Genomic DNA, 18803 nt, shown 5'->3' with positions numbered 1-18803 from the left:
GACGGGCCACTGCGCGCATGGCCCGGAGTTCGGGCGACGGTCAGTGGATGTGGGCGGGCGGCGGATTCACGGCCGGTGTGGCCGCCGTCGATGGCGCGTGACCCGCATGTGGCGCCGACACGCCGCGCATGATCAACAGGGCGCCGACAATGGCGAGCGCGACCGGTGCGGCACGACGGATGCCTGGTGGCACGTGAGCCGTCAGCGAACCTCCCGCCATCCCCACCATGGCGAGCACCGGGGTGGTGCCCAGCGCGAAGGCCCCCATGAAGAGCAGCGCCGCGCCCAGATCCCCGAAGCCGGCGGCCGCCGTCAGTGCCGCGTAGAGCAGGCCGCACGGCAGCAGGCCGTTGAGCGCGCCGAAGAGCACCGGCCCCTGCACGCGATGGGTGCGCATCCAGGCGCCGGTACGGCCGAGGGCGCCCGTCACATGCGCCGCGATGCCGGCCGAGCCAATTCGCCCGGTCACGAGACCCGTGGCGGCCAGCGCCTGCACCAGCAGCGCCAGGCCGGCCAGCACGGCCAGGCCGCGGCCGAACCCGAGTTGCGCCATCGTGTCGCCCGCCAGCCCCACCAGCGCGCCGAGCGTCAGGTAGGTGAGGGCGCGGCCGCCGTGATAGAGCGCCGTGTGGGACGCCAGGCGCCACCACGAGGCCGTCGCGTGCGATCCCAGCCCCGGAGACTTCGGGTTGGCCAGCAGCACGAGCGGACCGCACATCGCCGCACAGTGGCCGCTGCCCACCAGACCGAACGCAAGACCGGCGAGCAGTGCCGTCATGGCAGCCGGATGTCGCGCTCGGCGTAGTAGTCGCGCCCGTCGGCCGACCAGACCAGCTTCAGCCGCCACCGCCCGGAGGCCAGGCCCGTGGTCGGGATCACCACCGTCCCGTCGGCAGCCGGCACGAGGGCGATGGTGCGATCGGCGGCCGCGTCGGCGGCGCGGTAGAGCGTGGCGGTGCCGCGCACCAGGCTCGCCATGTCCGGTGGCACGCGGACGAGCACGTGGCCCTCGGCCACCGTCGCCGTGACGGCGCGACCGAGGGCATCGCCGTTGGCCTGCGCCTGCATGTGCCCGTCGTGCTCCAGCGCGCGCGCGTAGTAGTCCTCGCTGACCAGTTCGACGTCCCGACTCATCGCGAAGACGACGAACCCGACGGTGCTGAGCGCGAAGACGGTATAGAAGACCGCAACGGCAACGCCCCAATGAACTCTTGGCGCCATGATCTCGATCACTCCTCTTCCCGCCTATCGGTCTGGCCACCAACCGGACCGCGGCAGCGGGGACCGTGTCTACTCGTCCTGTCGGTCGCGCCGTGGTTCGTCGCGTTTGCGCTCATCGCCATCGCCGTGATGCTCGCGCTCTTCCTGGTTGCGAATCCCCAGGAAGGAGGTCTCCACGATCTCGACCAGTGTGCCGCCCTGAGTTACCTCGATGCGCACGGGCGTACTGGTCCCGGCCAGCGTCGAGGCCGGCAGCCGGAGCAGGAACCGGCTCTGCACGATGCCGTACGGCGCTACGTCGCCGATCGGACCAAGCGGCGTGATGCTGCCGCCGGCCGGCTCCAGGACGCGATAGACGAGGGTGAACGGCGTGTTGGTCCGGTTGATCACCTGGACGTTGTAGAAGTTCGACACCGTGCCGTCGTCCAGGGTGGTCTGCAACGTGCCTGGCTGGCGCAGGATCAGCACGTCCATGTCGGGCCGGCGCGCGATGAGCGTGACCGCCGTCGAGAACAGCACGAGCCAGACCACCGCATAGGCCTTGACGCGCCAGCTGAGGGTGTTGGGCTGGCCGGTGCGGACGGCCTCCTCCGAGGTGTAGCGGATCAGACCCGTCGGCCGACTCACGCGGGTCATGACGTCGTCACACGCATCGGCGCACGCCGTGCAGGCGACGCATTCGAGCTGGATGCCGTTGCGGATGTCGATGCCGGTCGGGCAGACGGTGACGCACTGGCCACAGTCGATGCAGTCGCCCCTGCTCGACTCGGGCGCACCGCGGACGATCTTGCCGCGCGGCTCGCCGCGCGTGCGGTCGTAGGTGATCGTGATGGTGTTCTGGTCGACCAGCGCGCCCATGACCCGCCCGTACGGGCAGGCCAGCGTGCACGCCTGCTCGCGGAACCGGGCGAACACCGCGTAGAACACGAGGCTGAAGACCGTGATGGCGAACAGGCCGGCGACGTGCTCGCGCGGCGGGTCGGTGATGATCGTCCAGAGCGTGTCCGCGCTGATGATGTAGGCGAGGAACACGTTGGCGATGAGGAACGACAGGGTGAAGAAGATGGCGTGCTTGAGGATCTTGCGCCACAGCGTGTCGAAGGTCAGCGGCGCCTTGTCGCGGCGGACCTGCTGCTGGGCCGACCCGTCGATCAGCCACTCGATCTTCCGGAACAGCATCTCGAGGAAGATCGTCTGGGGGCACAGCCAGCCGCACCAGATGCGGCCGACCGCCGAGGTCACCAGGGCGATGCTGACGAACCCGGTCAGCACGCAGAGCACGAGCAGGTAGAAATCCTGCGGCCAGAAGACGATGCCGAAGATGATGAACTTGCGCTCGAGGATGTTGAGCAGCAGGATCGGCTGCCCGTTCAGCTTGACGAACGGACCGAAGAACAGCAGCGCCAGCAGCACGTAGCTGACGAGCGTCCGGGCGGAGTAGAACCGCCCGGACGGCTGGCGTGCGTAGACCCACTTGCGCCGGCCATCGGTGTGGACGCTGGCCAGTTCGTTGCGGAACGACTCGTGATCCTCGTCGAACCCGTGCGGCGCCTGAGTCTGGGTGGTCATGAGCGCCTCTTAGCTGCAGGCCTTCTCGCGCTCGGGGTTGACCGCGCGCGGGTTGGCCGGATTGGTCCCCTGTTTGGAGATGATGTAGCTCACCACCTGCAGGAGTTGTTCATCGGAGAGCTTCTGGCCACTGCCATAGGGCAGCATGCCGAGCGGCGGGAACCCGGTCGTGACGTTCTTGACCATCTCGGCCGGTGAGCAGCCGTGGATCCACAGGTTGTCGGTGAGATTGGGGCCGACCATGCCGCCGAGGTCCTTGCGATGGCAGGCGTGGCACAGGTTGGCGCCCTCGTAGATCTCCTGGCCCTTCTTCAGGCTCTCGGCATCGGTCAGGGCCACGAGGGCCGTCGACGGACCGGCCGCCTTCGGCCGGCTGGCCGCCAGGCGGTTGGCGTCGTCGACCTCGGCCTGGTACTCGGCCACCATGCCGGGCTGGCCCCAGAGGGGCGTCGACAGCGCGTGGTAGTTGATCGCGTAGACGATGCCGAACGCGATGGTGAAGTAGAAGCCGTAGAGCCACCACTTCGGCAACGCGTTGTCGAACTCGCGGATGCCGTCGTACTCGTGGCTGAGCAGTTCGTCCTTCTTCTGGCTCACAGCTGCACTCCTCGCAGGGCGTCTGGACGCGCGTCGGGCGCGGACGCGTGATCGTCGTCCAGGGGCAGGTTGGCGTACGTCGACAGCGTGCGGCGGTCGAGACGCATCACCCACACCAACATGACGAGGAACACGGTCAGGAAGATGATCAGCGAGAGGACCGGGAAGATCTCGATCCCCACAATCGTGCGGAGGACTTCCTTGTACATCAGCGGCCTCCCTCGTGCGTCGGCATCAGCGCCGCCTGCGTCGCCGCCGGCTTCGCCCGGGCGTCGGTGCCGAGACGCTGCAGGTAGGCAATCATCGCGACGATCTCGCGGTCGGCCGGCGTGTCCATCCCGGCGCCCTTGAGGCGCTCGGCGATCTGCGCAGCCTGCGCCTGCATGTCGGTGCGCGCCTGCTGCTCGTAGCCCTCGGGATACGGCACGCCGAGCTTGCGCAGGGTGATGATCTTGCCCTCGATGTGGGTGTCATCGAGCTTGTCGGTGTACATCCACGGGTAACCTGGCATGATCGACCCCGGCGAGGTCGAACGCGGGTTCTTCATGTGGAGGAAGTGCCACGAGTCGGGGTACTTGCCGCCGACGCGGTGCAGGTCCGGCCCGGTGCGCTTGGATCCCCAGAGGAACGGGTGGTCGTAGACGAACTCGCCGGGCTTGCTGTAGTCGCCGTAGCGCTCCGTCTCGGCCCGCATCGGGCGAATCATCTGCGAGTGGCAGCCGAGGCAGCCTTCGCGGATGTACAGGTCGCGCCCTTCGATCTCCAGCGGCGTGTACGGCTGCACGGTGGCAATCGTCGGGATGTTGGCGCGGATGAGCGCGGTGGGCACGTACTCGACGACACCGCCGATGACCACCGCCACGAAGGTCAGTACCGCGAACTGGGTCGGCCGGCCCTCGAGCACCCGGTGCCAGGCCTTGGCGCCGGGCGTCGGCGGCAGCGCGCGCAGCGGCGCCGCCTGCGCCGCTTCACCCGGCTGGAAGACACCGGACGCGGCCGTCTTGTACAGGTTGTAGAGGCAGAGCACGGCGCCGATCAGGAAGATCGTGCCGCCACCGATGCGCAGCCAGTACATCGGCAGGATGCGGACCACGGTCTCGAGGAAGTTGCCGTAGCGCAGCGCGCCATCGGCCGTGAACTCCTTCCACATCAGGGCCTGGGTGATGCCGGCGATGTAGAGCGGAATCGAGTAGAACAGCACGCCGAGCGTCAGCAGCCAGAAGTGCGTGTTGGCCAGGCGCACCGAGAACAGCGTCGTGCCGTAGATGCGCGGCACGATGTAGTAGAGCATCGCGAACGTCAGACCGCCGTTCCAGCCGAGCGCGCCGACGTGGACGTGGGCGATGACGTAGTCGGTGTAGTGCGTGATCGCGTTGACGTTCTTGAGCGACATCATCGGCCCCTCGAACGTCGACATGCCGTAGGCGGTCACACCGACCACCATGAACTTCAGCACCGGATCCTCGCGCACGCGATCCCACGCGCCGCGCAGCGTCAGCAGGCCGTTGACCATGCCACCCCACGACGGGGCAATCAGCATGAACGAGAACACCGTGCCGAGCGTCTGGGCCCAGTCGGGCAACGCCGTGTAGAGCAGGTGGTGGGGGCCGGCCCAGATGTAGATGAAGATCAGCGCCCAGAAGTGGATGATCGACAGGCGGTACGAGAACACCGGCCGCCCCGACGCCTTCGGGATGAAGTAGTACATGATCCCGAGGAACGGCGTCGTCAGGAAGAAGGCGACGGCGTTGTGCCCGTACCACCACTGCACCAGCGCGTCCTGCACGCCGGCGTACAGCGAGTAGCTCTTGAGGAAGCTGACCGGCAGGCCGAACGAGTTGACCACGTGCAGCAGGGCCACCGTGATGAACGTCGACAGGTAGAACCACACCGCGACGTACATGTGCCGCTCGCGCCGCTTGTAGATCGTGCCGAGCATGTTGATGCCGAACACCACCCACACCAGCGTGATCGCGATGTCGATCGGCCACTCGAGCTCGGCGTACTCCTTGCTCGTGGTGAAGCCGAACGGCAGCGTGAGCGCCGCCGAGACGATGATCAGCTGCCAGCCCCAGAAATGGATCGTGCTGAGCAGGTCGCTGAACATCCGCGCCTTGCACAGGCGCTGCAGCGAGTAGTAGACGCCGACGAAGATGGCGTTGCCCGCGAACGCGAAGATCACCGCGTTGGTGTGCAACGGCCGCAGTCGGCCGTACGAGAGCTGCGGGATGAAGTTGAGGAACTCCGGTCGTACGAGCTTGATCGCCACGATCAGCCCGACGAGGAAGCCGACGATGCCCCAGATCGAGGTCGCGACGATGAAGTTGCGGACGATCGCGTTGTCGTACGCGAAGGTCTCGACGGCCCCAGCGTCTCGCTGGGCGTTGGGCCCGTCTCCGGGCGACTGCGTCACATCATGCATGGAGTGAGACCCTTCACGGCTTCGGTTGAGGGGCGGACCGGCCGGGCTCGTCGAGGAGGACCCTGACAGCCGGCGTGGTGGTGTCGTCGAACTGCCCGGACCGCACTGCCCAGACGAAGGCGGCCAGGAACCCTCCGGCGACCACGGCGCCGGCGGCAATCAGGAAGAAGATCACGTTCATCGCGGCGCCCCTCCGGGCGCGGCCACCCGCATCAACCCGACACTCAGGCCGACAACGGTGAGCGAGCTGACCGGCATCAGGATGGCCGTCGCCAGCGGCGTGAGCTGCCCGGTGAGGGCGAGCCCGAGGCCGATGACGTTGTAGGCCACGGAGACGAGGAAGCACAGGAGAATCACGTAGCGGGCCCGGCGGGCGTACCGCAGCACCGCCGGCAGCAGCGTCAAGCGGTCGCCACGGATGACGACGTCGCACGCCGGCACGAGGCACGCCGTATCGTCCGAGACGGCGATGCCGACGTCCGCCGCAGCAAGGGCGCCGGCGTCGTTCAGGCCATCGCCGACCATCAGCACGTGCCGGCCAGCGTCCTGCCGCGTCCGGACGGCATCGAGCTTGTCCTCCGGGGTCTGGCGGAACCGCATGCGGTCGGCGAACGCGGCGCGCCAGCGCGGCGCCTCGCCGTCGTGGTCGCCCGAGAGCAGCCACGTTTCGTACGCCGACGAGAGCGTGTGCGCGACGGCGGTCATGCCGGCGCGCTCCGGAGTGGCGAGCGTCAGGAATCCGAGTCGGCCATCGACCGACACCCAGGTGCGCCCCGGCACGGCTGTGACGGGCTGCCCCGCCACGCGGCCGACCAGCGCCGACGACCCGATGGCCACCGTCGCGCCATCGATCTCTCCGGTGATGCCCTGCCCGACAATCTCCCGGACGAAGCGCGCCGTGCCGTGCACGGCCTCGCGCCCCGCCAGCGCCCGGCTGACCGGGTGCACGGACTCGGCGGCGAGCCGACGCACGCGCGCCCAGTCGTCGCCGTCGAGGCCCTCGAGGTCGACGACCGCGGCAGCCTCCGCCGTCGTCAGCGTCCCGGTCTTGTCGAAGGCGACGGTGTCGACGCGACTGAGGTCGAGCGCCACGGCGCCCTGTTTCAGGTAGACGCCGGCCTCGCCGAGCTTCCCGAGTGCCGTGCCGAGCGTGATGGGGGCCGCCAGGGTCAGGGCGCACGGGCACGCGATGATGAGCACGGCGGTCGCGACCTGGGCCGCCATCCGGAGGTCGGGCCACCAGGCGTAGAAGCCGATCGCCGCCAGCGCCACCGCGCCGACCGTGAACCAGTGGCCGAAGCGCGCCGACACCGTGGTCAGCCAGTGCGAGGACTTCTGCGCGAACACGGGGTTGTTCCACAACTCGGCGAGCCGGCTGTGCGACACCCGCCGCAACACCCGGAGCTGCAACGCCTCCCCGACGACCCGTCCGCCCGCACTCACCGTCTCACCCGCCTGCAAGGAGACAGGGTCCTGCTCGCCGGTGACAAAGGCCAGATCGATGCGCCCGCTGCCCTCGGTGAGCAGCGCGTCCGCGGGCACCACTTCCTGCGGCCGGACGACGATGACGTCGCCGGGTTCGAGGGCCTCGATGGGCCGCATGGTCATCGTGTCGCCCGTCACGACCCGCACCGACAGGGGCAGGAACGATCGGACGGTGCGATCGAAGGCGATGCGGTCGAAGGCCATCTGCTGGAACAGGCGGCCGATCAGGAGGAAGAACACGAGGCCGGCGAACGAGTCGAGGAAGCCTTCGCCGCTGCGCGTCAGGATGTCCCAGAGACTGCGCACGAACAGCACCGCCAGCCCCATCGCCACCGGGACATCCAGCGTGATGGCCCGCATGCGGATCGAGTGCCAGGCGGCAGTGAAGAACTCCGAGGCGCTGTACAGCAGCACCGGGATGGCGAAGAGGATGTTCAGCGTGTCGAAGAGCCGCTGGAAGCCTGGCTCGAGGGGCGCGCCATTGGCATAGCGCGGGATGCTGAACAACATCATGTTGCCGACGGCGAAGCCGGCCAGACCGAGCTTGAGGTACAGGTCGCGCCGCGCGGCCGGCATCCGTCCGGCCCGTCGCTCACCGTCGATGACCGGCTCGTAGCCCAGGGCCGCCAGCCGTTCGGCCACCGCGCGCAGCGTCGTGCGGTCGGGCCGGAACGAGACGCGCACCGTCCGGCGCATCAGGTCCGCTTCGGAGCGGCCGATGCCCTCGTCGAAGCGCCACAGCTGCTCCAGCAGCCAGAGGCACGAGGCGCAGTGCAGCGAGGGCACCGAGAAGGTGGCGTGGCTGAAGGTGCCGTCGTGGGCGTCGATGAACCGCTGCGCCACCGCGGGGTCGTCGAGCGGCGCGAATCGTGCCGCGTCGCGCTGCGCGACCTGCCGCTGCGAGAGGCCGGCACCGGTGTCGCAGGCGTAGAACTGCGTCAGCCCGTGGGTCTGCAGCAGCGCGAACACGGAGGCGCAGCCGTTGCAGCAGAACGTGCCGGCATCGGTGCGAATGCCGTCGGACGCACACGTGTCGCCGCAGTGGCGGCAGAGCACGGGCGCCTCGGGCAGAGCCGCAGCGCAGTCGAGGGTGGAGGAGGACGCAGTGGTCACGCAGGAACCCCACGCGGACACGCGCAGGCGTCACTCTTCAAACGCAACATCCGGGCCATCGTCGTGGACACGGAAACCCGAGCGTCGGCACGCGAGGCCACGGCGCCTCCTCCGGATTGGCGGCAATATTCCCCACCCCCTGCCGAAAATTCGGCAGCTGCGGTCTGTGGCGCACACGGCATCCCGGAACCCTATCCAAGGACAGTCCGCGTCGCGTGCGGCGCGCGGGCGCCGCGCACGCTGCCCACTCCGTGTCCGCGTTACAGTGCTGAGAGGAGGTGCCTCATGGCATCCAGCAGACTCGATGCCCGCGGTCTGATCGTCCCGTGCCCGTCCTGCGGAGCCGCCAATCGCCTGACGTTCGGCACGCTCGGGCAGGCAACGCGGTGCGGCAAGTGCCACACCGATCTCGGGGCGCCCGACAGTCCCGTGGAACTCCCCACGTCGGCCCTGTTCGATGCGGTCGTGCGCCACTCGCGGCTTCCGGTCCTCGTGGACTTCTGGGCCGCCTGGTGTGGCCCGTGCCGCGTCGTGGCGCCACAGGTCGAGATCGTGGCGCGTCGCAACGCCGGGCGCCTGCTGGTGACCAAGGTCGACACGGATGCCGTGGCGGACCTGTCGGCCCGCCTGGGCATCCGGTCCATTCCGACCCTGGCCGTCTACGAGGGGGGCGAGCAGGTGGCCCGCACCGCCGGGGCCATGGCTGCCGACCAGATCGAGGCCTTCGTGCGCGGCGTCGTCGCCGACGGCGACTGAAATGGGCTCAGGGCTCTGGGCTCAGGGCTCAGAAACTGGGCTCTGGGCTCACGGCTCTGGGCTCGGGCTCGGGCTCGGGCTCACGGCGCGGCCACACTCGATGCTCAGGGCACAGGGGTGGCCGCCGCGATGGCGCGGGCCAGGCCCAGCATCTTCTCGCGGTCGATCTTGTAGAGGACCATCCGCACGACGCCGTCAGGGCGCTGGACTTCGAGCAGCGCGGCGCCATCGCCCAGATTGACCGTGGCCGCGTTGACGGCGATGCCGGCCAGCGCTTCGCGCTTCTTTCCATCGCTCTCGACCGCCTGCAGGTCGATGTCGAACGCCTTCGCGAGCGTCGTCTCGTCGTCAGCGATGGCCTTGAGGTTGGCGAAGGTGAACCCGAAGTTGCTGTCGTCGCCCTGCCACTCGCAGCGGGTGAAGCCGGGGCGCGGTTCGTCCACCGACGGGCCCGTGTACGCGTCACCCACGACCGCTGCCGCGGCCGCCTGACTGAGGACGGCGTCGCACCGAAGACCGGTGTCGGCCGCCGGTTGATCGGGGCGGGCGGCGACGGGCGCTGTGCCGAGCGCGCAGGCCATCGACAGCGCGAGCAGCCGGGTCCGGTCCATGCTCATCGCGCGCCCGCGCTGGCCGACGGGGGCCCCAGCGGACTGGGGACGCATCCCTCGCGTTCGACCGTGTAGCTCCCGCCGGTGAGCACCCACCCGCGCGGCGTCTTCATCAGTTCGAAGCTGTCGATGCCGCAGTGGCTGAACGTTCCGTCGAGCCAGAAGTCGTAGGGCGTCCAGACGGTGGCGATGCCCTTGTGGACGCGTACCTGCGGCTGCCACATGCGCTCGAGCATCTTGCGGCCGCACTTGCCGAAGCTGGTGGCGAACTCGTCGAGCGTGACGCTGCGCGCGGGCACGTCGGCGCCGACGGTCTGGCGATAGAGCCGGCCTTCCGGCACGGTGATGGCGCGAATCGTCACCTCGTCACAGGCGACCATCGCGTCGAACAGCTTCTGCGTCACGGCGAGCACCTCGCGCTCGTCGGAGGCCGCCGGTTGCGCGTGCATCGGTGGTGCGACCGCCAGCACGCCGATCACGGCCACGGCAGTTCGGAAGACCCGCAGGATTGGCATCGTGGCGCGATTGTACGCCGGGAGGGACGCCTCGCCGAGGCGTCCCTCCCAACGACATCGCCTACTGCAGCTTCGTCGCCAGGGCGTTGGTGCCCGCGGCCCAGTTGACGCCGCCGGCATCCGAGTACATCGCCCGCTCGACGACGATCTGAATCGGCGCGCCGCCGATGCTCTCGACGATCATCCCGAACCGCTTGCCGCGCGTCTCCGGGAAGAACTCGTCGGCCGCCGGGGCGATGTTGAAGCGCGCGTTGGCGTTGACCGCGTACTCCCGCGCGATGGGCGCCGTGCCGTCCTCGAACAGGACCGTCGCGCGAATGGTGCCCGCCACCGGCGACGTGTTGGCCACGAGCACGTACGTCTCGGTCTCGCGCGCCCCCCCCACTTCACCTTCGGCGACGGCCCACCGCGTGCCCGTGGTCGTCTCGCCCGGGCTGTTGTGCGCCTCCTGCCACGTGTCGGACGTCGGTCCCGGCCACCACATCGACCGCTCGACGATGATCGGCACGCCGTTGGTCGAGGTGATGCGAGTGGACATGGCGGCGTCGGCGAGGGCCGCGTCAGCCTCGTCGACCCAGATGTTGAAGCGGCTGTTGCCGGCCACCTGGTAGGTCTTCGTGATCACCTGCCCGCTCGACAGCAGGAAGTCGGCCTGCACCGTGGCCTCGGCGGCCTGCGGATTGGCGATCAGGATGAACAGGTCGAAGTAGTTGCCCGTGGCGCCCTCGGCGAGGAACCACTGCGTCGACGGCGCGGTGACGCCCGCGCTCTCGTGTCCGGCCCCGAGCGCCTGCCCCTGACGGTTCAGGTACATCGCGCGCTCGGCGATGATCGGCACGCCATTGGTGGACTCGATGATGGCCGACAGTTCCGCCGTCGCCAGCGCCGCCAGGGCCGGATCGGTGCGACCTTCCTCGTCGACCCAGATGTTGAAGCGGCTCTGTCCGTTGACGACGTAGTGCTTGACCACTGGTGCGGCCGGTGCCGGCAGCAGGTACGTCACCTTGACCTGCGCCGCCTGGTCGTTGGGGTTCTGAATCAGATAGAAGAGATCGAAGTTGAAGAACGTCGCGCCCTCGGCGAAGTACCACTTCGTGGCCGTCCGCGTCAGGATGCCGCGCTCGGCGTGGCTGCCGTAGCCGCTCTGATCCCAGGTCATCGTCCGGTCGGCCACCACCTGGACGTCGGCCTCCACCAGCGTCGAGAACTCCGCGGCCTCGAGGCCGGGCAGGGTCTCGACGTCGATCGTCGCACGGCTCATCGGCGCAATGGTCCGGTAGTCGCGGATGGTGGTGCCATCGGCGCGCTGGAAGCGCGTCAGCACGAGCGCGGTCTGGTGCGTCGGGTTGGCGATGGCGAGCCGGGTATCGAAGAACTGCCCCGTGGCGCCTTCGGCCAGGTAGGTGATGACGAAGCCGCGCGGGTGCGTCCCCTGCTGCAGCTCCTGCAGGTTGGTCTTGCCATCTCCGTCGGGGTCGTCATTCGCACCGGACCCCGGGCCACCGAACGGGTCGAGGCCGTACTTGCCCTCGAACTCGTTGCTCAGGCCGTCGCCATCGGCATCGCCCGTCGGTTCGAGCGTGGGCACACCCACCGTTGCCGATGCCGTGTTGTTGGCCGGCACGGGATCGAGCACACCGGCCGTGACCGTCGCCGCATTGGTCACCTGCTGCCCCGGCGTCGTCGCCGTCAGCTTGGCGACGATCTGGATGGTCGCCACCGTCCCGGGCGCGAGCTGCCCGAAGGTCACGGTGCGGGCGTTGCCGGCGCCGCCGCAGATGCCGCCGAGGTCGGACGTGCAGGACACGTACTCGAGGCCGGCCGGGAGCGTGTCGGTCACGACCACACCGGAGGCCGGGTCGGTGCTCGGGTTGACGATCTGCAGCGTGAAGGTCACGTTCTGCCCGGGCAGGATGGTGCCGACGTTGGCCAGCTTGGTCAGTGACAGATCGACGCTGTATCCAAGTTTCTGCAGCACCGCGTCGCCGTCGCCACCGCCGTAGCCCGCCTGGAACGGGTTGACCAGGCGGAAGCCACCGGGATTGCCGGCGCTGAACACGCTGGCGGCGTTGGTCGTGCCGCCCAGGTAGGTCTCACCGGATGCATTGACGGCGATCGTGAACAGCGCCTGACCGTTGGCGTTGGCGCCGAGATAGCTCGAGAAGACGAAAGCCGTGCCGTCGGGATTGAGGATCTGGACGTAAGGCGGCTGCTGCCACACGGTGTCCTGCACGGCGCCAATCATCGGCAGGTCGGTCGACCGCGTCGACCCGACGATGTGGACGCGCCCCATGTGGTCGACGGCGATGTCGTTCAGGTTGTCGAAGTTGTTGCCGCCGGTGAACGTCGCGTAGATGCGCGATGCGGCGCCGGTCTTGGTGAGATCCAGTTTGATGACGAAACCGTCCCATGGTTCCTGGCCGCCACCGACCGGGTTGTTGAACTGGCGGGCTGCCCCGGCGGTCACCGGGAAGTCGGAGTTGGACCGCGACTCGCCACCGACGTAGACGAAGCCGTTGGCGTCGATGTCGAGCGCGTACACGTGATCGGTGCTGCCGCCCGAGATGTATGAGGAATAGAGCAAGCCAGCGGTGCCGGCGATGTCGGTGTCGATCTGGCTGACGAAGCCGTCGACGGTGTTGCCGATCCGCGGCGCAAAGCCGTTGAGGACGGGCAGATCCCCGGTCGACGTGTCGCTGCCGAAGGTGACCTTGCCGTCGCCGTTGGCGACGATGTCGGCGCGGTTGGTCATCTCGTTCTGGCTGCCGCCGAAGTAGGTCGAGTAGACCACTGCGCCCGCCTCGGTGTAGCGCTGAACGAACAGGTCGTCGGTACCCCAGCGGGTGGTCCGATAGGCATTGACGGTGGTGACGAAGCCTTCCGTCGTGTTGTTGGACGCGGTCTTGCCCACGACGTAGGCATTGCCCTGGGCGTCCACAGCCACGCCGGTCGCCGCCTCTCGACGCGTCCCGCCGATGAACGTCGAGTACGACAACCCGCCTGCAGGCGTCAGTCGCGTGTAGAACGCATCGGCCGACTGCGCGGGCGCGCCCGCATCGAAGCCGAACGTGGTGTCAGCCGCGCCAGCGGTCACCGGGAAGTCGCTCGACAGCGTGTCGCCGACGATGTGGACGCGTCCCTGGGCGTCCACCGCGAGCCCGCCGGGGATGTACTCGCCGGGCCACGTTGCCTCGTCCTGCGAACCGCCGAAGAGCGTCGAGTACACCAGCGCGCTGCCGGCGGGATTGAACTTGCTGACGAAGTAGTCGCGAGGATACAGGCCGCCAGGAGTCGGCGTGCCGGCGCGCTGCGGCTGCAGGGCACCCGCCGTCACCGGGAAGCCGGCTCGGTCTTCACTGGTGCCGAGCACGTAGATGAAGCCGTTGGCGTCCACCTTCACGGCGAGAACCGCTTCCTCGCTCGCTCCCCCAAACCAAGTCGAGTAGACGAGCACGGGATCGATGACGAGCGTTCGGCTGCGGTCGTAGGGGCCGACCGTGAAGCCGACGTGCGAGGCGGCGGCGTCGAGGCGGAACGCGCTGCGGACGGGCACGCGAGCGCCGTCGACGTCCTGGTAGGCAACCGGTGCCTGCTGCCGGAGCACCTGGCCGCCGACATGGACGAGCAGATCGCCGCTGGAAGGGTCGACCTCGAGGCGGTCGGCACCGTCGACGGTGACGCCGGCGTCGCGGACGTCGGCCCCGGGAGCGACCACGAAGTCGTATTCGAGTTGTTGCTGGTTGCCGTAGTAGACGACGTCGATGCCGGGCTGCACGCGCTCGGCGAGGACGCGGCCGAAGGTCTCGATGCCGGCCCGCCACGTCGCCCGGTCGCCGACGTAGCGGTTGACGACTCCGGGCAGCCGGTCGCTGCCCGTCAGCTGGCGGGCGCCCGTGCGGCCATCGACACGGAACACGACGCTCGCGTGCCGGTCGCCCGCCACCAGCGAGATCCGCGCGCCGGCGGGCGACACCGCCACGTGATAGCCCTGACCACGGGCGACGAAGGTGTCGACGCCCGCGTCGGTGCGGGCCTCGAAGTGCAGCGGCATGGTGGCGAGCGACGCCAGGGCGCGCGGCGCCGTCGCGCCGAGCGGATGGCTCGCACGCGGCGCGCTGGCGGCGGCCTGAAGGGTCGACGTGCGCGACATGGGTGCGACGGCGACGAGGGTCAGCACGGACGCGATGAGCGCCGAGCCGGATCGGATGAACGAGGAATGAGAGCTGGACACGATGAATGACCTCCGGGTTCTTCTTGCGAACCGGCCCGATAGACGGGCGGAGATCGAGCAAAGTTCCTGAGAAAATTTGCTGTTCTTCGTGTTCGCTCGACTCGCGATCGACGTTGTCCGGCGCAATCGCGCACCACTGTCCGGAAGCGGACACCGGTGACACCTCGAGTACAGCTTCGCTTACGTATCTACGGCCGGGCTGCACGACGCCACGACGGCGGTCGCACGCGGTCGGGCGACGCACGGATCGCGCAGGGGGCCGAACGCACGACGGGCGCGACGCCCCGTGAGGAGGCGTCGCGCCCGTGAAAGGCTGCGGACGTGTGGGAGGGACGCCTCTACGGCAGTTTCGTCGCCAGGGCGTTGGTGCCCGCGGCCCAGTTCACGCCGCCGGCATCCGAGTACATCGCCCGCTCGACGACGATCTGGGCCGGTGTGGCCCCCACGCTCTCGACCAGCAGGCCGAACCGCTTGCCGATCGTCTCGGGGAAGTCCGATGCCGGCGCCACGTTGGAGCGACTGCTGGGGGCCAGCGCGAAGTCGCGTGTGATCGCCGGGGTGCCGTCCTCGAAGAGCACCGTCACGCGCGCGGTGCCCGCGAACGGCGACGTGTTGGCGATGAGCACGAAGGTGTCGGTGTCGCGCGGCCCGCCCACTTCGCCCTCGGCCATCGCCCACCGCGTGCCCGTCGTGGTCTCACCCGGGCTGTTGTGCGCCTCCTGCCACGTGTCGGACGTCGGCCCCGGCCACCACATCGCCCGCTCGACGATGATCGGCACGGCATTGGTCGACGTGATGCGTGTCGAGAGCGCCGCGTTCGCGAGGCCCGGTTCCTGATCCACCCAGATGTTGAACCGGCTGTTGCCCGGCACCGTGTAGGTCCGCGTGATGACCTGCCCCGTCGTCAGCAGGTAGTCGGCCTGGACCGTCGCCGGGGTCGCCTGCGGGTTGGCGATCAGGATGAACAGATCGAAGTAGTCGCCCGTGGCGCCTTCGGCGAGGAACCACTGCGTCGCCGGAGCGGTGACCCCCGCGCTCTCGTGGCCAGCGCCGAGCGGCCGCCCGGGCTGGTCGAGGTACATCGCGCGTTCGGCGATGATCGGGACGCCATTGGTGGACTCGATGATGGCCGACAGTTCGGCGTTGGCCAGGCGCGCCAGCGCCGGATCGGTCGCCCCCTCGTCGTCGACCCAGATGTTGAAGCGGCTCTGGGCCCTGACCACGTACGTCTTCGTGAGCGGAGCGCCGGACCCGAGCAGATACGTGACCGTCACCTGCGCGTCCTGCGCGTTGGGGTTCTGCACCAGGTAGAACAGGTTGAACGGGCCGAAGGTCGCGCCCTCGGCGAAGTACCACTTCGTCGCGGTGCGCGTGAGGATGCCGCGCTCGGCGTGGCTGCCGTAGCCGTTGCCGTCCCAACTCATGGTGCGGTCGGCGACGACCTGCACGTCGGCCTCGACCAGCGTCGAGAACTCGGCCGCCTCGAGGCCCGCCAGGGTCTCCACGTCGATCGTCGTCCGACTGAACGGCGGGAGGACGCGGTAGTCCCTGATCGTCGTGCCGTCACCCTTCTGGAAGCGCGTGAGCACGAGCGCCTGCGTGGCGGTCGGGTTGGCCAGCGCGAGACGCGTGTCGAAGAACGGTCCGGTCGCCCCCTCGGCCAGGTACGTGATGACGAACCCGCGGGGGTGCGTGCCCTCGGCCTGCTCCTGCGCGTTGGTCTTGCCATCGCCGTCGGGATCGCCGGTGGCGCCCTGCGCCGGGCTGTTGTTGAGCCCGTTGAGCCCGAACTGCTGCTCGAACCCGTTGCTCAGTCCGTCCCCATCGGCATCACCGGCCGGATTGGTCAGCGTGGGCGCGCCGTTGCCGATATTGCCGGTGTTGTTGCCGGGATTCGGGTCGGTGGCGCCATTGCTGGTCACCGTCGCCGTGTTGGTCCAGACCTGGCCGGGCATGACGCCAGCCGCCACGGTGGTGGCGATGGTGATCGTCGCGCTCGCGCCCTGGGCAAGCGACGGGATGGTGATGAGACGGTTGTTGCCCGAGCCGCTGCACACACCGCCCGCCGTCGACACGCACGAGACGAACACGACCTCCGCTGGCAGATTGTCGGTGATGACGACGTTGCTGACCGTGTCGCCTGTCGCATTGCTGGCCACGATGGTGTAGACCACCGACTCACCGGGGAGGACGTTGAACTGCGGGTGCGGCTTGTCCACCGTCTTGGTGATGGTCAGGTCGGCCTGCTGACCGATGCGCTGCAGCGTCGCATCGGCATCGCCGCCGCCATAGGTGGCCTGGAACGGCGTGACCACGGCGAGGCGGTCGGTGCCCCCGGACGAGGACCCACCCACCCACACCTCGTCGTTGGCGGTGATGGCGACGCCCACGGGCCCGCCACGCCCGCCGCGTCCCCCGATGGGTGACGACACCAGCAGCGCACTGCCCGCGGCATTCAGCTGCACGATCATCTGGTGCGCGAAGTTGCCGGACCTGGTGTTCTGCACGGGATTGACGACCGGGAAGTCTTCCGCAGGACGGGGTGTGGGCGCCAGCGAACCGCTGTTGACGCCAATCCACGGCTGGTTCTGTGAATCCAGCGCGATGTCGTAGCCGGTGTCCGTGTAGGCGCCGTTGATGCGCGCCCCGAAGACGAGGGCCGCGGCGCCAGAGACCGTTGGGTTGAACTTGGCGACGAGCACGTCGCTGCCGCTCGGCGCGATGGACCCGGGCAGCGTCACGGCCTGGGGGAACGTCGCCGCCGAGGAACTGGTCGAGCCGACCACGTAGATGCGGTCGGTCGCGTCGAGTGCCATCGCGACGAGGTTCTCCTCGCCGGTCCCACCGAAATACGTGCCCCAGGTGGCCTGGTTGGCACCGGTCAATCCGAGGTCGAGCCGCAGGATGAACCCGTCGCGGCTGCCCGAGTTGCTCGACGGCAGCGCCGGCGTCACCCCGCCTGGAAACAGGTTCGTGCTCCGGGTGTCTCCTGCCACGTACACGACGTTGGCCGTGGTCCGCGAGACCCGGACGTCGGTCGCGTCCTGCGCCTCGCCACTGGACCCGCCGATGTACGTCGCGTAGGTCAGCTGGCCGGCGGCGCTGAAGCGCAGCAGGAACGCCTCCGTGTTCTGCAGGGTGGTGTCGTAGGCGCCCGCCGTCAGCGTGAAGCCTCCCACCGACGGATCGGTGGTGGTCGTCGACGTCGTCTCCCCGACGATGTAGGCGTTGCCGGCGGCATCGACATCGATGCCGTGCGGCTGCTCGGAGCCACGACCGCCGAAATAGGTCCCGTAGAGCAGGCCCCCCGACGGCGACAGCTTCACGTAGAAGCCGTCGGCCACGTTGCTCGGCCGTGGATTGCTGTTGTAAGTGGTGTCGAAGGCCCCGGCGGTCGTCGGAAAGTCGCCCGACTGGGTCGTGCCGGTCACATGGATGTTGCCAGCCGAGTCCAGGGCCATGCCGCCTTCGTGGTTGTAGGCGTCGAACAGCTCATAGTCGCTGCCGCCCAGCATGGTCGAGAAGATCAGCGTAGTGGCCGAGGCGTTGAACTTCGTCACGAACACGTCGAAGTCGAAGGCCCCACTGCGGGTCGGCTTGAGGGCACCAGCAGTCGTCGGGAAATCGACGACTCCCGCCGCGTCCTGCACGAAGCCGAACAGCACGAGATTGCCCGCGCCATCGATCGCCATGTCGAGGATGCCCTCTTCGCTCTGGCCGCCGAGCCACGAGGAATAGGCGATGACCGGGTCGATCACCAGGTCACGCGAGCGGTCGTACGCGCCCACCGCGAAGCGCACCACGCCGTCGTCGAGCACGAACCGGCTGGGGATCTCGACCTGTCGGCCCTCGACCACCTGATACGTGAACGGGCGTTCGTGCGTCAGCACCCGCGTGCCGGCCTCGATGAGCAGGTCCCCGTTCGCGGCGAGAGACAGGCGGTCCGCCCCATCGATGCGCACCCCGATGGCCCGCGGGTCGTGGCCGGGCGCCACGATGAAGTCGTACTGCAGGCGGCGCTGGTTGCCGTAGTAGACGATGTCGATGCCGTCGTAGACCTCGGCGTAGCGGACCCGGGCGTGCGTGCTCACCTGCGGCTGCCACTGCTCGGCGCGGTTCCCCTTGTAGTACGAGACGACGCCGGGCTGGGTGTCGAGCGGCCGCGCCTGCGCGTCGGGTCGAGCGCCATCGAGCCGGAAGGCGAAGGCGTGGGGCTCGGCGGTGCCGTCGGCCAGCGCGACGTGGGCGCCGGCGGCGGTGAGGGCCACGCGATACCCGGCGCC

Annotated in this window: 13 protein-coding genes; 1 reads left to right on the top strand and 12 read right to left on the bottom strand. The window is 68.9% G+C overall.

Features of this window, described 5'->3' with window-relative positions; translation table 11 throughout:
* Positions 1 to 40: 40 nt before the first annotated feature.
* Genes Q0C41_RS12535 through Q0C41_RS12500 form a run of 8 tightly spaced genes read right to left on the bottom strand, consistent with a single transcriptional unit; the run spans position 41 to position 8407 of the window.
* On the bottom strand, positions 41 to 778 hold the full coding sequence (locus Q0C41_RS12535; protein ID WP_291984118.1) for a sulfite exporter TauE/SafE family protein: 738 nt from the start codon (positions 776 to 778) through the stop codon (positions 41 to 43).
* Complete coding sequence (locus Q0C41_RS12530) at positions 775 to 1233, bottom strand: FixH family protein (protein WP_291984117.1); 459 nt, start codon at positions 1231 to 1233, stop codon at positions 775 to 777. Before Q0C41_RS12530 ends, Q0C41_RS12535 begins: the two co-directional genes overlap by 4 nt.
* Positions 1234 to 1290: 57 nt before the next feature.
* Positions 1291 to 2790 carry a cytochrome c oxidase accessory protein CcoG gene (gene ccoG / locus Q0C41_RS12525; protein ID WP_291984116.1) on the bottom strand — a complete coding sequence of 500 codons (1500 nt, stop codon included), beginning with the start codon at positions 2788 to 2790 and terminating at the stop codon, positions 1291 to 1293.
* 9 nt (positions 2791 to 2799) lie between these two features.
* Entirely contained in the window at positions 2800 to 3387 is a 588-nt protein-coding gene (locus tag Q0C41_RS12520) for a cbb3-type cytochrome c oxidase N-terminal domain-containing protein (protein ID WP_291984115.1), read from the bottom strand.
* The gene (locus Q0C41_RS12515) at positions 3384 to 3596 is read right to left on the bottom strand and encodes a hypothetical protein (RefSeq protein ID WP_291984114.1); all 213 of its coding nucleotides are present in this window, start codon (positions 3594 to 3596) and stop codon (positions 3384 to 3386) included. Before Q0C41_RS12515 ends, Q0C41_RS12520 begins: the two co-directional genes overlap by 4 nt.
* Positions 3596 to 5809 carry a cytochrome-c oxidase, cbb3-type subunit I gene (gene ccoN, locus Q0C41_RS12510; protein ID WP_291984113.1) on the bottom strand — a complete coding sequence of 738 codons (2214 nt, stop codon included), beginning with the start codon at positions 5807 to 5809 and terminating at the stop codon, positions 3596 to 3598. Before ccoN ends, Q0C41_RS12515 begins: the two co-directional genes overlap by 1 nt.
* 13 nt (positions 5810 to 5822) lie before the next feature.
* Complete coding sequence (gene ccoS / locus Q0C41_RS12505) at positions 5823 to 5990, bottom strand: cbb3-type cytochrome oxidase assembly protein CcoS (RefSeq protein ID WP_291984112.1); 168 nt, start codon at positions 5988 to 5990, stop codon at positions 5823 to 5825.
* Positions 5987 to 8407, bottom strand: coding sequence for a heavy metal translocating P-type ATPase metal-binding domain-containing protein (locus Q0C41_RS12500; protein ID WP_291984111.1), 2421 nt, complete (start codon positions 8405 to 8407; stop codon positions 5987 to 5989). Before Q0C41_RS12500 ends, ccoS begins: the two co-directional genes overlap by 4 nt.
* Positions 8408 to 8692: 285 nt before the next feature.
* Between Q0C41_RS12500 and Q0C41_RS12495 the strand changes: the two genes are divergently transcribed.
* Complete coding sequence (locus Q0C41_RS12495) at positions 8693 to 9163, top strand: thioredoxin domain-containing protein (RefSeq protein WP_291984110.1); 471 nt, start codon at positions 8693 to 8695, stop codon at positions 9161 to 9163.
* A gap of 104 nt (positions 9164 to 9267) precedes the next feature.
* Here Q0C41_RS12495 and Q0C41_RS12490 read toward each other — a convergent pair whose 3' ends face one another.
* The 4 genes from Q0C41_RS12490 to Q0C41_RS12475 form a co-directional block, all read right to left on the bottom strand.
* Complete coding sequence (locus Q0C41_RS12490; RefSeq protein WP_291984109.1) at positions 9268 to 9780, bottom strand: hypothetical protein; 513 nt, start codon at positions 9778 to 9780, stop codon at positions 9268 to 9270.
* Positions 9777 to 10289, bottom strand: a complete 513-nt coding sequence (locus tag Q0C41_RS12485) for a hypothetical protein (RefSeq protein WP_291984108.1) — start codon at positions 10287 to 10289, stop codon at positions 9777 to 9779. Before Q0C41_RS12485 ends, Q0C41_RS12490 begins: the two co-directional genes overlap by 4 nt.
* 61 nt (positions 10290 to 10350) lie before the next feature.
* On the bottom strand, positions 10351 to 14520 hold the full coding sequence (locus tag Q0C41_RS12480) for a hypothetical protein (protein ID WP_291984107.1): 4170 nt from the start codon (positions 14518 to 14520) through the stop codon (positions 10351 to 10353).
* Between the two features lie 338 nt (positions 14521 to 14858).
* The coding region (locus tag Q0C41_RS12475) for an SBBP repeat-containing protein (protein ID WP_291984106.1) at positions 14859 to 18803 on the bottom strand (3945 nt) is incomplete at its 5' end.

Source organism: Luteitalea sp. (assembly GCF_022842525.1).
Taxonomy (GTDB): Bacteria; Acidobacteriota; Vicinamibacteria; order Vicinamibacterales; family Vicinamibacteraceae; genus Luteitalea.
This window is presented reverse-complemented; position numbering and strand designations above follow the sequence as displayed.